The sequence below is a fragment of the Paenibacillus sabuli genome (genome assembly GCF_014705605.1).
Taxonomy (GTDB): domain Bacteria; phylum Bacillota; class Bacilli; order Paenibacillales; family Paenibacillaceae; genus Paenibacillus_D; species Paenibacillus_D sabuli.
Genome location: NZ_JACXIZ010000067.1, coordinates 1 through 15,482 on the forward strand (window position 1 = coordinate 1; position 15,482 = coordinate 15,482).

Annotated in this window: 13 protein-coding genes; 3 read left to right on the forward strand and 10 right to left on the reverse strand. The window is 64.9% G+C overall.

All coding sequences use genetic code 11. The annotated features are described in order from the left end of the window. The 3 genes from IDH44_RS24935 to IDH44_RS24945 all read right to left on the reverse strand — a co-directional run. A partial coding sequence (locus IDH44_RS24935) for a hypothetical protein (protein WP_190921540.1) occupies positions 1 to 290 on the reverse strand: 290 nt, incomplete at its 3' end. A 174-nt stretch (positions 291 to 464) separates the two neighbouring features. Further along, positions 465 to 893 carry a spore coat protein gene (locus IDH44_RS24940; protein WP_190921541.1) on the reverse strand — a complete coding sequence of 143 codons (429 nt, stop codon included), beginning with the start codon at positions 891 to 893 and terminating at the stop codon, positions 465 to 467. Between the two features lie 20 nt (positions 894 to 913). Next, positions 914 to 1,138 (reverse strand): hypothetical protein, encoded by a 225-nt coding sequence (locus tag IDH44_RS24945; RefSeq protein ID WP_190921542.1) that lies wholly within the window; start codon positions 1,136 to 1,138, stop codon positions 914 to 916. A gap of 171 nt (positions 1,139 to 1,309) precedes the next feature. Here IDH44_RS24945 and IDH44_RS24950 point away from each other — a divergent pair, with 171 nt between their 5' ends. Together IDH44_RS24950 and IDH44_RS24955 are read left to right on the forward strand one after the other, a co-directional pair. Beyond that, positions 1,310 to 1,741 (forward strand): hypothetical protein, encoded by a 432-nt coding sequence (locus IDH44_RS24950; RefSeq protein ID WP_190921543.1) that lies wholly within the window; start codon positions 1,310 to 1,312, stop codon positions 1,739 to 1,741. 93 nt (positions 1,742 to 1,834) lie between these two features. Continuing rightward, entirely contained in the window at positions 1,835 to 2,944 is a 1,110-nt protein-coding gene (locus IDH44_RS24955) for a CotH kinase family protein (RefSeq protein ID WP_190921544.1), read from the forward strand. Between the two features lie 6 nt (positions 2,945 to 2,950). On the opposite strand, the gene IDH44_RS24960 is transcribed toward IDH44_RS24955, so the two are convergent. The 4 genes from IDH44_RS24960 to IDH44_RS24975 form a co-directional block, all read right to left on the reverse strand. Next, positions 2,951 to 4,270, reverse strand: coding sequence for an MFS transporter (locus IDH44_RS24960; RefSeq protein ID WP_190921545.1), 1,320 nt, complete (start codon positions 4,268 to 4,270; stop codon positions 2,951 to 2,953). A 75-nt stretch (positions 4,271 to 4,345) separates the two neighbouring features. Further along, on the reverse strand, positions 4,346 to 4,894 hold the full coding sequence (locus IDH44_RS24965; protein ID WP_190921546.1) for a hypothetical protein: 549 nt from the start codon (positions 4,892 to 4,894) through the stop codon (positions 4,346 to 4,348). A 112-nt stretch (positions 4,895 to 5,006) separates the two neighbouring features. Beyond that, a complete protein-coding gene (locus IDH44_RS24970; RefSeq protein WP_190921547.1) occupies positions 5,007 to 5,426 on the reverse strand; it encodes a DUF350 domain-containing protein in 420 nt (139 codons plus the stop codon). A 28-nt stretch (positions 5,427 to 5,454) separates the two neighbouring features. Next, positions 5,455 to 7,815 (reverse strand): endonuclease MutS2, encoded by a 2,361-nt coding sequence (locus IDH44_RS24975; RefSeq protein ID WP_190921548.1) that lies wholly within the window; start codon positions 7,813 to 7,815, stop codon positions 5,455 to 5,457. Positions 7,816 to 8,033: 218 nt separating this feature from the next. Between IDH44_RS24975 and IDH44_RS24980 the strand changes: the two genes are divergently transcribed. After that, the gene (locus IDH44_RS24980) at positions 8,034 to 8,390 is read left to right on the forward strand and encodes a phage holin family protein (protein ID WP_190921549.1); all 357 of its coding nucleotides are present in this window, start codon (positions 8,034 to 8,036) and stop codon (positions 8,388 to 8,390) included. A 111-nt stretch (positions 8,391 to 8,501) separates the two neighbouring features. On the opposite strand, the gene zapA is transcribed toward IDH44_RS24980, so the two are convergent. The 3 genes from zapA to pheS all read right to left on the reverse strand — a co-directional run bounded on the left by zapA (position 8,502) and on the right by pheS (position 15,226). Beyond that, complete coding sequence (zapA, locus tag IDH44_RS24985) at positions 8,502 to 11,528, reverse strand: cell division protein ZapA (protein ID WP_190921550.1); 3,027 nt, start codon at positions 11,526 to 11,528, stop codon at positions 8,502 to 8,504. 188 nt (positions 11,529 to 11,716) lie between these two features. Next, complete coding sequence (pheT, locus tag IDH44_RS24990; RefSeq protein ID WP_190921551.1) at positions 11,717 to 14,155, reverse strand: phenylalanine--tRNA ligase subunit beta; 2,439 nt, start codon at positions 14,153 to 14,155, stop codon at positions 11,717 to 11,719. Between the two features lie 36 nt (positions 14,156 to 14,191). Further along, complete coding sequence (pheS, locus tag IDH44_RS24995; RefSeq protein WP_190921552.1) at positions 14,192 to 15,226, reverse strand: phenylalanine--tRNA ligase subunit alpha; 1,035 nt, start codon at positions 15,224 to 15,226, stop codon at positions 14,192 to 14,194. Positions 15,227 to 15,482: the final 256 nt, after the last annotated feature.

Below are 15,482 nucleotides of genomic sequence, written 5' to 3' on the forward strand. Positions count from 1 at the left end.
GCGGGCCATGGCCCGCCGCGGGCCATGGCCCGCGCCGCATGCGACGAGGCGGCCGCATACGGGTTGCCGATGCCCGGATACTCCTCCGCCGGTCGATGGACCGGGGCCGCGCGCGTCGCGCTCGCTTCCTCCTGCCGCTCCACCGACGCGGCCAGTTGCGCCAGGGCATGACGGTGCAATTCGGCGTAATGCCGGGCCCTGTCAGAATCGCGGTGATCCGTATAATGCTGAGCCAGCAGGCCATACAGGCTAGCCTGTCGCCAATACATGCTCGTCGTTTCCGTCGTCATTCGGGCAATTCCCCCTTGCGGCTCCTATACCGCGCTTCTCGCTTATAGGTATGCCGCGTCGCGCCGGTTCAGAAGCTTTGGCCGCCTTCTGGCGCCGGAGCAAGCTGCGTTGCACAAACGGCCGCCCTGCCCCGTCAAGGGACAAGCCGGCCGTTTCTTGTTGCGCACTCGGGCTTAATTGTAAAAGTGACCTTGCTGCTGGTGCTGTTGGTTTTGCTGATGCTGCTGCGGATGCGTTTGCCCGGATTGCATGCTGCCCATCGGCATATGCTGCATCGCTTGCGGCGCAGCACTCATCATTTGCTGAATGAGCTGCTTCGTCTGCTGCAGCGTCTGACGGTTCTGGTCCAGCTGCTTTTCCAGCTCCTGGCGCAGCGCCGGCGAAGGGCTACTGTACATGTTGTTTTGCTGCATCAGCTGATACAGATCGCCTTGCATCCGCAGCGAGCTGTTCAGCAGATCGGTGAACATCTGCCGGATTTCGGGGCAATTGGCCTCCGTTGCCGCGGTCGCGTATTCGCGTACGACCCGTTTCAGATCGGCGAGCACGGTATACGCCAGATCCGCCTCGGGCAGCATCGATTGAATTTGTGCCTGTTGCATGGTTTCCTTCCTCCTCCGGATTAGTGTTGGGGCTGGGTCGGCGCCATCTGCTGATGCTGCTCGAGCTTGCTGACCAGCGCCTGGTAGTGCTGCTCGTGCACCTGCTGCATGCTCGCACACATCGCGCGCAGCGCAGGATTGGTGGCCGAGACGGCGGCTACGGCGCACTGCTTCATCAGCAGATCCTCATTGGACATCGAATCCACGACATATTCCAGTTCTTTTCCGGTTACGGGCTGCATCATGTGCTGTCCTCCTTTTTTAGAGCGAATCCGGCTATAGTATGACCGCCGTGCCTTGCAGATATGTAACATTCGGGGAAACGCCCGTTTTTTGCCCGGTCCAGGTGAATGTCGTGCCCGAAAGTATGGCGCCGGCATAGCTTGTATAAATGCAGGTGATCAGAGGAGGAATTGATGGTGAAGAAAATGGCTCGACCGGCCAAACGTCGGACAAAGCTGGAAAAGCCGGTGAAGCGGACTCCAGGCACACAGCGAACCCAAGGCGCGATGCCCGGACAGACCGGTTGGTGGGGGCCTGGCCACCACCCGGGCTGGCATACGCCGGGGCGTCGCACACAGGGCCATCGCACGCAGGGGCAACCTACGCATGGTCAGCATACGCACGGCCATCCGTTGCACGGACATCCCGCATTCGCAGGTCCTTCCGGCGGCGCACAGAGTCCCGGCGCGGGACGGACGACGGGTGCGGGACGGACGACCGGGCAGCGGACATCCGGCGTGCCCGGATTCGCCGGCGGCGCCAGTCCGGGGATGAACCAGCAGTCCGCCGGCGGCGCCCAATCCGAATGGCCGCCGCACTGGTATTTGCGCGACATTTACGAGTAGGCCGGTGACCGATCCCGCCGAGCATGAATACACTGCAGAAAGCCTGAGGCTGAGCCTTGGGCTTTCATCTTTGCTCGGAAGGTGGGCTGCATCATGGCAACACCGTCAGCGCTGCCGGTTCGATCGATTCATATCGCCCCCGCTCCCCTGCAGGAGCTTGGAGGCAGCAGCGTCTGGAGCAAGCGGCACGTGCCGGTTGTGCTGGAGCTGGACGGCCGGCCGGTGACCGCCAGATTGCGTCATCGGGGCGGACATACACGGCTATATCCCAAAAAATCATACGAATTGCTGCTCCAGGACGGGACGGTTCTGCATTGGAATGCCGAGTACGACGACCCGTCGATGCTGCGCAATGCGCTGTCCTTTCACTTTTTTTCACGGATCGGCCTGCCGTCGCCGCGTACCCTGCATTGCGACGCGTACTGGAATGGCCACCCGATTGGCTTGTACCTGGAGATTGAAGCGGTCGACGCGCGTTTTTTTGCGCAGCGAGGCATCGACGTGAAGACGCTGATCTACGCCGTCAACGATCGGGCCGGCTTTGGCCTGCGCGAGCCGGGTACGGGCAAGCGCAAGCGCTCGCTCACAGAGGGCTATGAATTTGTGCTAGGCGATCCCGCCGCCGCCGCACAGCTGCGCGGCTTCATACGCAAGCTGCATGATCGACGCGGCGACCCGTTGAAGCGGCATCTGCAGGACACCGTGGATATTGAAGCCTACCTGAAATGGCTGGCCGGCGCGGTCCTTACCGGGAACTACGACGGCTTCGAACAAAATTATGCGCTCTATACGCGCCAATCCGACGACCGCCTGCGGGTGATGCCGTGGGATTACGAGGGCACCTGGGGCAGGGACTGCTACGGCATGCCCTGCAGCGGCGAGCTGGTGCGGCTGCGCGGTTATAACGCATTGACGCGGCGGCTGTTCGCATTCGCCGAATATCGCGTCCAGTATCGGCGATTAATGGAGGAGCTGCTGGAGACCGAATTCACAGCGGCCGCGCTGGGGCCGGTCATTGCCGAGCGTCATGCCGCGATCGCCCATGCCATTGCCCGCGATGCCACGCGCAAGTGGAGCTATGCGGTGTTCGCGGAGGAGCCGCGCCGCATCCGCACTTATATCGAGCAGCGACGCGCCTTCCTGCTGCGCGAGCTGCAGCGCTGGCGGCGCGCCGAGCGTCAAGGCAATCGCGTCGCGGGCTGACACGATCTATCCGCGTCCAGGCGACGGCGCGGCCCGCAGCTGCCTGCGCATCAGCCACCACCCGACCAGCGGCGCGGCCCCGACCCCCAGCAGCAGCCAGGTCAGCGCCGGCAGGCTCTGCGTGCGCGCGACGACGACGAGATAGACGGCCAGCCCGATGAGTCGGCCGAGCACCAGTCCCATCTCTCGCAGCACGATGTACTCCTCGCGGCGGCTCGCATTCTGCGCGGACGCGCCGATCAGGTCGAACACCGAGGACGTCATCGGAATCGTGTAGAGCGGCAGGAACAAGGCTGTCGCCAAGCCAAACAGCAATAAGGACGAGTACCCCACGCCCGGCAGCAGAAGCAAGACGGCGAGCGTCGCCATTCCGGCGCCGAGCAGCATGGCTCCGCTGCGCCAGCTAGGCTTGAGCCGGGCGCCGGCCAGCCAGAACGAAAGCAGCCCCACCAACGAGGTCCATAGCGAGAAATTGCCGAGCTGGCGCTCGTCGCGGGTGACCAGATAGACCATCAGGCCGATCACGAACAAAAAGACGCCTTCGCGAATGCCCTGCGCCGTCAAAGCGCCCGCGACGCGGCGCCAGGGCTGCTCGCGGTCGCGCAGCGCGCGCCACCCGAGCAGCCAGTCATATTGCCCGCTCGCTTTGCGCTTGTGCAAAAAAAAGCTGACGAGCGCGCCCGCGCCGAACAGAATCAGCGAAATCGTAAAAATGACCCGATACCCTCGATTCCCGGCAAACGACGTAATCAAGAGGCCCGAAATAAAAGGGGCGACAATGCCGGCCCCGGACCCCAGCAGCCCGGCCCAGCCGTTGAACCGATCACGGTTGTCGGGCTCGGTGATCTCGAAGTAGACGATATTGTACGCAAGCCAAAAAAAGCCCGAGGCGATGCCGCTCAGCATCCCCAAGGGCACCGCAAAGGGCCGGGCCGACGCGCCGAGCAGCAGCACGGCGCTGTAGAACACTCCGTTGAGCACGACCCCCAGCCTGAGGCAATTCATTTTATTGTACGCTTTTACCCATTTGCCCGACGCCAGAAAGGTCAAGCCGCCCAGCGCATATTGCGCAAAGGTAAACCAGCCGATCACCAAAAACGACTGACTCACCTTCCACAAATAAACGGGGAGAAAAGTTCCCGACAAGGCGTTGGCCACCACATAGAGCCCTTGCACCGCCAGCAGCAGCGCCGCCTGGCGATCGAGCGCTCCTTTTTTGCGGCTTCCGCCGCGCTCCGACTCTTGAATCGCCTGGCCTTCGGCGGACCGATCTCCCCGAATCGCTTCATACAGTCTGGTTTGAATCGTTGTTTTGCCTTGCTGCAAGCCGCCTCTCCTCCAGCCTTGGGAAGTATCCTCTAGCTAACCTTCCCAAAACGGCGAGCCGGCATGCCCGCGACTTCAGTTTTGCTCCGCATCGCCCTCGCTCAGCTTGCCCAGCAGCTTGATCCGATCCTTCAGAGTCATGCGCTGCTGCAAGTCAAAGCAGGCCGGACAAACGTACCACACCACCGTAAATTCGGCCGGCATCGACGATCCCTCGCCAATCTCGCGCGGCACGTAGCCGGTACCGGGGCCGTGTAGCTGTCTCCCCGTTTCCAGCATCAGCTCGCGACAGGACGGACATTCCGGCATTTCCTCCTGCGGCTCCAGCAAGCGCGAGACGGCCTCCTCCTGGACAAGGCCGCGGCGGTTCGTATGGCGAAAGCCCTCGTCCTCCGGGCCCTCCGCAAGATCCGAGATGGGATACAGCAGGTCTTCCTGGTCTTCTTGGTATTCCTCGACGGAGGCTTTGCCTTCGGAATCTTCCGATTCCTCCATATCCAGACTGAGCGAGCGATAGCCCTTCAGTTCATTTTCACAATGCGGGCAATAATCTTCCGGTCCGATTTCTTCGTCCCAGATGATTTCCGTGTCGCACCACGGACAGACCGTTTTTTCTTCTGCCACGCGTCTTCACGCTCCTTTCACATGAGATACACAATGCCGATGACGATAAACAACACCGCCAGCAAAAACAGCGTTCCCCATAAATATTTCATTCCTGCTTCTTCGCCTCCGGTTAATGAATGGTCGCGCCGATGACATACGACAGCGCGATGGAGATCGTCATGGCCACGAAGCCGACCGCGCGGTTGTCGTTGCGAATCTCTTCGTCGATCCGAAACACCGGCGTCAAAAACTCGAACAAAAAGTAGGCGGCCATTAAAATCAAAAATCCGAACCCGCCCCAGAGCAAGCTCTGATAAATCGAATCGTGGCTGGCAATGGAAAAACGAAACACATTGCAGATGCCGAAAATCTTCCCCCCGGTTGCCATAGCAACCGCAACATTGCCTCGCTTGATCTCGTCCCAGCACTTGTAGCGCGTCACCAGTTCAAAGCAGAACAGGCAGACCAGCAACGCCAGCACCGTGACGGAAACGAAGGCCAGCGTTGAAAAGTAACGGTTGTCCAGCAGCGTATCCACTTCCGTCATCATCCGTGTGCGCCCCCTCTCCAATCGCCCATCACGACAGCTCCGCCACCGTCACGCCGTTGCCGCCTTCGCCGAAGCCGCCGAGCCGGTAGCTCTTGACCAGCTTGTGCTTGCGCAGATGATTCGTAATGCCGATGCGCAGCGTGCCCGTTCCTTTGCCATGAATGATGTGCACCTGGCCGATGTTGCCGAGAAACGCCTCGTCGATAAAGCGGTCGACCTCCAGGATCGCTTCCTCCAGATTGGTCCCGCGCAGATCCAGCTCCGTACGCACCTGGTCGTCCCGCGTGCGCTTGACTGTAGCGCCGCCTTTCGGCTGCGCGGGCTTGGCCGGCGCCTCCTTGACCAGCTCCAGGTCGCCGAGCGCCACCTTCATCTTCATGATGCCGAGCTGGACGAGCGCCTCGCTATTGCCGAGCTCGACCACATAGCCTTTTTGGCCGAGACTAAGGACGCGCACCTCGTCGCCCGCTCCGATCTTGCCCGATTCCCGGGCGCCCGCGGCCGGGCGCGAGGGCTTGCGCGGCTGCGGCGCGGCTTCGTCAAGCTTGCGCCGTGCTTCGATGAGCTTGTGCTCCTTGACCGCGGCGCCTTCCTCCCGCGCGAGTCTGCGGAGCTCGCCCATCACCGACTCCGCCTCCTGCCGCGCCTTGGCCACCAGCTCGCGCGCCTCGGCCTCGGCCTTGCCGAGCAGCTTGTCCTTCTGCTCCTCGAAGCGCCGCAGCTGCTCGGTCTGACGGGCGCGCTGCTGCTCCAGCTCGCGCCGCAGCTCCTCCGCCGACTGGCGCTCGGTCTCTGCCGTGCGCCGGTTCTCCTCCAGCGAGGCGATCATGCCCTCGACACGCTGGTCCTCCTCGCTGACCTGGCCCCTGGCATGCTCGATGATCGCCCCGGCGAGTCCGAGCCGCTCGGCGATGGCGAAGGCATTGCTCCGTCCGGGCACGCCGACCAGCAGCCGATACGTCGGGCTGAGCGTCTGGACATCGAATTCCATGCTCGCATTGATCACACCCTTGCGATTGTAGGCATACGCCTTGAGCTCGCTGTAATGCGTCGTCGCCACGATCCGGCAGCCGGTCGTGTGCATATGCTCCAGGATGGCGATCGCCAGCGCCGAGCCCTCCGCCGGATCGGTGCCCGCGCCGAGCTCGTCGAGCAGCACGAGGCTCTTCGGCGTCATCGCGCCAAGGATGCGGATGATGTTGGTCAGGTGGCTGGAGAAGGTGCTCAGGCTCTGCTCGATGCTCTGCTCGTCGCCGATGTCGGCATAGATAGCGTCGAATACGCAGAGCTCGCTGCCGTCCTCGGCCGGGACGAACAGGCCGGACATCGCCATCAGACTGAGCAGGCCGATCGTCTTGAGCGAGACGGTCTTGCCCCCTGTATTCGGCCCGGTGACGATGATGCCCGAATAATTATTGCCCAGCTCGACATCGAGCGGCACGACGGAGCCGGGGGCGATGAGCGGATGACGACCGCGCTTGAGCTGGAGATAGCCGCGATCGTTCATGCGCGGCAGCGCGGCCCGCATCTCGTGCGCCAGCCGGGCTTTGGCGAAGGCAAAATCAAGCTGGCCGAGCAGATCGAGATCGCCGTCGAGCTCGGTGATCCATCCCGCCACCGCGGCGGTCAGCTGCTGCAGGATCTTCTCGATCTCGCGCGCCTCTGCCAGCCGCAGCTCGCGCAGCCGGTTGTTCATCGTCACAATGGCCTCCGGCTCGATGAACAGGGTCGCGCCCGATCCCGACTGATCGTGCACCAGTCCGCCGAAGTGCGACCGGTACTCCTGCTTGACCGGCAGCACGTAGCGATCGTTGCGCAGCGTCACCAGCGTCTCCTGCAGCATCTTCTGCACCGAGGAAGAGCGGATCATCTGCTCCAGACGCTCGCGGATGCGGCTCTCGCCGGAGCGGAGCTCGCGGCGGATCGAGGCCAGCTCCGAGCTGGCGCTGTCCATGACCTCCGCCTGATCGTCGATACAGCGGACGATCTCCTCCTCCAGCGGACGCACATCCGTCAGCAGCTCCGCTTGCTGCGCCAGCATCGGGATCGGATCGTCGTCGTGCAATTGCAGCACATGCCGCTTGACGCGGCGCGAGCCGCGAATCGTCGTCGCCACATCGAGCAGCTCGGCGGGGCTGAGCGTGCTGCCGATGCGGGAGCGCTGCAGCGCGCTGCGGATGTTGCGAATGCCGCCGAACGGCGGCGCGCCTTTGAGCCGATCCGCCTTATAGGCCTCGTCGGTCGCTTGCAGCGCCCGCTGCACGTCGTCCAGGTCCGTCAGCGGCGTCAGCGCCTCGGCGACCTCGGTTCCGAGCGAGGTCGCCGTGTGCTGGCCAAGTTTATGTAAAATTTTTGCGTATTCCAACGTGGCTAAAATTTTGGCTTCCACTGTGAGCCCAACTCCTCTCGCTCCTTATTATAGCCGATGCGCGCATCCGACGCTACGACTGGCCGGGCGCGCGCCATTGCCGCTCCGGGGAACGCGCTGCGACCGACGTTGCCCGCGTGGTGCACCGCCAGTGAGCTGCGTCCGCGCATTGAACGGCGCCGTTTCGGAGAAGCTAGAAATGGCAACTCCATTATTATGGCTAAAGGAGGAACAAACGTATGCGATTTCTCGGACATGTCGTCCGCTTCATCGTGGCCGCGATCGTACTGATGATCGTCGGCTGGATCGTGCCCGGCTTCAGCGTAGGCGGCTTCTGGAGCGCGCTGCTGCTGGCGCTGGTCATCGCCCTGCTCGGCTGGATCATCGAAGGCATATTCGGCAAGCGCGTGACCCCGTTCGGCAGGGGAATTGTCGGCTTTCTGGCGAGCGCGCTCGTGATCTGGCTGGCCCAATTCATTGTCGGCGGCGTCGAAGCGAGCTGGCTCGGGGCCATTCTGGCCGCGCTGGTCGTCGGGCTGATCGATCTGTTTATCCCGATCAGCAGCCCGTACGAAGCCGGACGCAGCCGCGACTAGCACACCACCGCAGCCGCTCGTGCTGCCGTATGTGCAGATCAGGCCAACTGCAGCTATGCTAGCTGCGGTTGGCCTGTTTGGTGTGAATTGCTGTGGTAACTTTGACTTCATCTATCCCTGCTCGATCAATTCGATCCATTCGTTGTACTCCGTCTGCAGCTTGGCGTATTCCGTCTGGAGCCTCGTGTAATCCTCGCGCAGCCGATCATGCGTTTTTTTGAGCTCGGCTGCCGTGCGGACCGCCTCGCGCTCATTGTCGCGCGCCTGCTCCAGCTCGGTCAGCTGACGAGCATGATCCTCGCTCGTCCGCTCACTCCTCTGATGCAGCTCTGCCAGCTCCTCGCGCAGCATCGCGTCCACGCGCTCGCGCTCGCCCGTCTCGCTGCGCAGCTGCTCGGCGACGCGCTCCGCCTCCGCGACGCGGCGCTCGTGGAATTGCAGCGTCTCCTTCAGCTGACGTTCGCGCACGCTGCCCGCCTCCACGAGGCGACGCTGCTCCGAGAGCAGCTCGCGCACATGGCCGAGCTGGGTCTCGCTCTCCTCGTGCCGTTTCGTCGCCGCTTCCAGCTCGGCTTGCAGACCGTCGAGCTGACGATCCAGCTCATCGAGTCTGCCGGTTCGCGCACGCTCACCTTCCTGCAGCCGGCTCACCCGCTGCTCCGCTTCGCGGTAGCGCGCTTGCTGCTGCTCGAGCTCGCGCTCGACGTCCTGCAATCTGGCCTGCAGCTGCTCCTCGCGCTCCTCCGCTTCGAGCTGGCGGTACATCGCCTCGTCGCTGCGCTGCTCCCATTGCTGCTGCTCGCGCAAGTAGCGCTCCTCCGCCTCCTTCAGCTCGCTGCTATAACGCGTCTCCAGCTCCCGCCGTGCCTGCTCGCTCGCGGCGCTGGCCTCGGCCAGCTGCCGCTCCAGCTGCGCGCGTGCCTCGCCGAGACGCGTCTCGGCCGCGCGCCGCTGCAGCTCCTCCTGCTCGAGGAGCTGCATCAGCTCGTGCTCCAGCTCCTGCCGCTTCGCGTCCTGCGCCCGGCCTTGCTCCTCGAGCAGCGCTTGCAGACGCGCCGCCTCTGCCGCGAGCTCGTCTCGCGCGTGACGCGCCTCTTCCAGCTGCTGCCGGGCTTCGCGCTGCTGCGCCTGCAAGCGCTGTTCCGCCTCTCGGCGCTGCGCACCGAGCCGCCGCTCCCACTCGGCACGCTGCTCCTCCGCTTGCGCGGCGGCCGCGCGTTGCTCAGCCGCGTGCCGCTCCGCCTGTTCGGCCAGCGCCGCAGCGGACTCAGCCAGTGCGGCCTCGACCTCCGCCTCTGCCTCCTGCCGGCTTCGCTCCCACTCCGCGCCTTGCTCCACCGCTCGCTGCGCGGCCGCTTCGAGCTCCTCGGCGTGGCGCGCGGCGGCTGCAGCCTGTGCGGCCTCCGCCTCGGCCTGCGCCTCCTGCAGCCGATGCTCGCTCTGCTGTCGTTGCTCCTCCAGGCGCTGCTCGGCGGCGCGCTGGCTCTGCTCCTCCTGCTCGAACTGCTGCAAGAGCGCCTGCTCCAGCTCCTGCCGCTCCGCCGCCCGTGCCCGCTCCGCCTCCTCGAGCTCGCGCCGCAGCTGCGATGCCTGCGTCTCCCACTTGGCCTGGGCACGCTGGGCCTCCTCAAGATGACGGTTCCACTGCTCCTGCTGCTCGTTCAGCTCTTGCTCCGACGCTTGACGCCGCGCCTGCAAGCGCTGCTCCCACTCCGCGGCTTGCTCGGCCGCACGTTGCGCAGCAGCCTCCAATTCCTCGGCGTGGCGCGCGGACACCTCGGCCTCGCGAGCCTCAGCCGCGGCCAGCGCCTCCTGCAGTCGGCGCTCGCTCTGCTGCCGCTGCTCCTCCAGCCGCTGCTCTGCGGCGCGCTGGCGCTGCTCCTCCTGCTCCAGCTGCTGAAGCAGCTCCTGCTCCAGCTCCTGCCGCTCCGCCTGACGCGCCTGCTCCGCTTCCTCGAGCTCGCGACGCAGCTGGCCGACCTGCGCCTCGGCCTCCGCAGCCGCGCGGCGGGCCTCGTCGAGCTCGGCGCGCGCCTCCTGCAGCCGGCGTTCGGCCGCTGCGCGCTGCTCCTCCAGCCGCTGCTCGGCCGCCTCCAGCTCACCGCCGTATCGCGCCTCCTGCTCCGCCTGCGCCTCCGCGGCAGCTGCTTGGGCCTCGGCGGCAGCTGTCTGCGCCTCATCCAACCGCCGCTGCCACTGCGCGTTCGCTTCTTCCAGACGACGCTCGCCGGCCCGGCGCTGCTGCTCTTCCTCCTCTAGCTGCTGCAGCAGCTCCGTCTCCAGCTCCTGCTGCTTCGCCTCCTGCGCTTGCAGTGCCTCCAACTGCTGGACGCGCAGTCGCTCCTCCAGCTCCTTGGCGGAGCGGCTGCGCTGCTCCTCGAGCCGCTTGGCCTCCTGCGCCAGCTCGCTGCGATACCGCGCCTCCTGCTCCGCCCGGGCCGCTTCGGCGCCCGATGCCGCCTCCTCCAGCCGACGCTCCAGCTCCTCGCGCTCCGTCCTCGCCTGCGCGAGCGCCTGCTCCAGCTCGCTGCCGTGACGCGCCTGCAATTCCGCATGCGCTTCTTCCGCGGCCGCCTGAGACTCCTTCAGCTGCCGCTCCCATTGCTCGCGCTGCCGCTCCAGCTCACGCTCGCTCGCCAGCCGGCCCTGCTCCTCCTGCTCCAGCTGCAGCAGGAGCTCCGTCTCCAGCTCCTGCTGCTTCGCCGCATGCGTCTGCGACGCTTCTTGCAGCTGCGTCCGCAAGCGCTCCTCGAGCGCCTTCAGCTCCTCGCGATGCGTCTCGCCCAATTGGGCCTGCGTACGCGCCGCCTGCTCCTGCCGCTCCGTCAGCTCCTCCTGGAGCGTCGCGGCCGCCGTCTGCGACGCCTCCAGCTCGCCGAGCAGACGCTGCACATGCGCCGCTTCTTCCTCGAGGCGCGCGATATCCTCCCGCATGCGGAAGGCGTCATCGGCCATATGTACTGCCGCCAGCACCGCAATGCGCGGCATATCCAGGCGCGGGTACCCCTTCGCCAGCTTGGCCATATTTTCGTCGACCAGAGCCGCCACCCTGGTCATGTGATCCGGACTGGCGTAGCCGGCCAGCTTGTACTGATGTCCATATATATCAACCGTAACGCGTTCCCGTTGATTCGTCATTTTTCGCTACCTCCCCGAAGCCCGTACCCGGGCTGCTTCATGCCGCTTATGCGTTCTTGGCTTTCAAGGCGAAACGTCTGACGCCATCTTCTGGCGCGCTTCGTGCAACCGGCATGCCTCTCGCATGCCAAAAAGCCGCATCGGCGTTCACTAGGAACTAATTCGATGCGGCTCATGCGATCTCCTGCCTATGCGCGCAAATGCGCGTCAAAAGAATGTGCGAGCTCTCCGACCACGCGCTCCTGGAGCTCGGCGATCTCCTCGTCGGTCAGCGTGCGTTCGGGATGGCGGTAGACGAGCGCCAGCGCGACGCTCTTCTTGCCCGCTCCGAGCCGCTCCCCGGTATACACGTCGAACACCTCTACCGACTCCAGCCATGCGCCGGCCGTAGCGGCGATGCTCGCCTTCAGGCTGCCGGCGGCCACGCCGCTGTCGACGACGACCGCCAGATCGCGGCGGCTCGAAGGGTAGCGCGGCAGCTGCCGGTAGACGATGCCGAAGTCGGCCGCGTCGCAGAGCGGCTCCAGCTCCAGCTCGAACACGTAGGTGTCCTCGAGATCATGCGTCCGCTGCTCGTCCGGATGCAACTGTCCGACATAGCCGACGCGCTCGCGTCCGCGCTCGGTCTCCAGCAGCACCGCCGCCGTCCGGCCGGGATGCATATGCTGCGGCGCTGCCGGCTCGTAGACCGCCTTGTCCGCCAGTCCGAGCAGTTCCAGCGCCGCATCCACGAGCCCCTTGGCCGTGTAAAAGTCAGGCGCCGCAGGCTTCGCGTTCCACGCGGCCGGACGCGCCCCCGTCAACAGCCCCGCCAGACGGGGCTTCTCCTGCGGCTGCCGGGTGAGCGTCGCTTCGTCGGTCAGATAGACGCTGCCGATCTCGAACACCGCCACCCGCTCCGCGCTGCGATTGCGATTGTAGACCGCCAGCTCCAGCAGTCCGGGCACGAGCCCGGTGCGCAGCACGCTGCGCTCCTCGCTCATCGGCATCGCCAGCCGCACCGGCGTTGCGTCGCCCGCCAGCTCCGGCAGGAGCGCCGTGCGGGCCGGGGAAGTGAAGGAATACGTAATTGCCTCATGCAAGCCGGCCCCCGTCATTCGCTGCCGCAACGCGCGGCGGATGCGCTGCGCGACGGACAGCCCGCCCGGCGTCGTGGCTCCCTCGATCGGCGTCGTCGGTATATTGTCGTAGCCGTGCAGGCGCGCGATCTCCTCGATCACGTCGACATCCAGCGCGATGTCGCCGCGGCGGCTCGGCACCTGCACCTCATAGATATCTCCTTCCAACAGCGTATAGCGGAAGTCCAGACGACCGAGGATCGTCTTGACCTCCAGGTTGGAGAGCGTCGTGCCCAGCAGACCATTGATGCGCGCCAGACTCGCCTGTACCGTCACGGGCTCGATGCACGGCTCTCCCGCCTGGACGATACCGTCCGCTACGAGTCCGCCGGCCAGCTCCGCCATGAGGGAGGCAGCGCGATCGAGCGCAGGGATGACGCGAGCCGGATCGACCTGCTTCTCGAAGCGCACGCTCGATTCGGAGCGCAGGCCGAGCTCGCGCGAGGTGCGCCGCACGACCGCACCGTCGAAGCAAGCCGACTCGAGCACGATGTTGACCGTGCCCCCGGTCACCTCCGTGTCTGCGCCGCCCATCACCCCGGCCAGCGCAACCGGGCGCTCGCCGTCGGCGACGACCAGCATGTGCGCCTCCAGCTTGCGCGCCTGCCCGTCCAGCGTCGTCAAGCGCTCGCCTGGCTGCGCGTACCGCACGTCGAGGCGGCCGCCCTTGACCGTATCCGCGTCGAAGGCGTGCAGCGGCTGGCCATATTCCAGCAGCACATAGTTCGTAATATCGACGATATTGTTAATCGGCCGCACCCCCGCGGCGATGAGCCGATTCTGCAGCCATTGCGGGGAAGGGGCGACCCGCACGCCCTTGATATAGCGGGCCGCGTAGTGCGGACAAGCCTCCTGGGCCGCGATGCCCACCGCCACACGCTCCGACGCCTGCTCCGAGGCGGCGTGCACCGCCGTCTCGGGCAGGCGGACCGGATGGCCGGTGAGCGCGCCCAGCTCGTAGGCGACGCCGAGCAGACTCAGGCAGTCGGAGCGATTGGGCGTGAGATCGAGCTCCAGTACGACATCATCGAGACCGAGCAGCTCGGCGATCGGCGATCCGATCTCGCTGCCTTCCGGCAAGACGAGGATGCCCTCCTGCTGCTCCTTGGGCAGCAGCTTGTCGTTGATGCCCAGCTCCTTGGCCGAGCAGATCATGCCCAGCGACTCGACGCCGCGCAGCTTGGCGCGCTTGATCTTGAGGCCGCCCGGCAGCTTGGCGCCGACCTGCGCGACCGGCACGAGCTGACCGGCGTCGACATTCGGCGCGCCGCAGACGATCTGCAGCTCTTCCGGTCCGCCGACATCGACGGTGCAGACGTTCAGCTTGTCCGCATCGGGGTGCTTGCGCTTCGCCTTGACGAATCCGACGGTGACCAGCTCCAGCGCACCGCCGCGGGGCTGTGCTCCGTCTACCTCGATGCCGCCGCGGGTCAGCTTCTCCGCCAGCTCCTCCGGGCTCAGCCCGTCCAGCGCGATATATTCCTTCAGCCATTGATACGATACATTCATTGCTTCGTTCCCTTCCTTCCCGTGATGATCCTCACGCTAGATTCGCGCGAACTGCCCGAGGAAGCGCAGATCGTTGGTGTAGAAATGACGGATATCGTCAATGCCGTACTTGAGCAACGCGATGCGCTCGACGCCCATGCCGAAGGCAAAGCCGCTGACCTCGCGCGGGTCGTACCCGCCCATCTCCAGCACGCGCGGATGCACCATACCGCAGCCGAGGATCTCCAGCCAGCCGCTCTGCTTGCACATCCGGCAGCCGCTGCCGCCGCACTGCACGCAGGTCACATCGACCTCGGCGCTCGGCTCGGTGAACGGGAAGAAGCTCGGGCGCAGCCGAATCTGCGTCTGCGGACCGAAGATCTGGCGCACGAATTGCAGCAGCGTACCCTTGAGATCGCTCATCCGGATGTTCTTGTCGATGACCAGTCCCTCGATCTGATTGAACTGGAACGAATGCGTCGCATCATCGTCGTCGCGGCGGTACACCTTGCCCGGGCAAATAATCTTCACCGGCGTCTGCCCGTTCATCGCCTTCATCGTGCGAATCTGGACCGGCGACGTCTGCGTCCGCATCAGAATCTCGTCCGTGATGTAGAACGAATCCTGCATATCGCGCGCCGGGTGGTGCTTGGGCAGATTGAGCGCCTCGAAGTTGTAGTAATCCGTCTCCACCTCGGGGCCCTCGGCCACGGTATAGCCCATGCCGACGAACACATCCTCGATCTCCTCGACCACCTTCGTCAGCGGATGAATTGCACCGCCCGCAGGCGCGATGCCCGGCAGCGTGACGTCGATCGTCTCGGCCTGCAGCCGCCTCGCCGTCTCGGCCTGCTGGAAGGCGAGCCGCTTCTCTTCAATGACCGTCTCGATAGCGCCGCGCACCTCGTTGGCCACTTGTCCGATCACCGGACGTTCCTCTGCGCTGAGCGCGCCCATGCCGCGCAGAATTTCCGTCAGTGCGCCTTTTTTGCCCAGAATGCGCACGCGCAGCTCGTCCAGCTGCGCCGCATCCGCCGCGGCTTCCAGCTCCCGCAGCGCCTCTGCGCGGAGTGTCTCCAACCGTTCCTTCATATCGTTCATCTCCTTATCCATTCTCAAATTCGCTGCCCCCGTCCGCCGCAGACGACGCAAAAACGGTCCTCCCATCCCGTGAAGGGACGAAAGGACCGTGGTACCACCCTGCTTCGGACTGCCCGCAAGGCACGGACAATCCCTCTGCCGGATAACGGACCGGGAACCGGATGCTTCCTACCGCCCCGGGTACCGGGACTGTTCAGAAGTCTGCTCGGGAGCGAACTTCAGCAGCCTGATTGACGCGAAGACACTC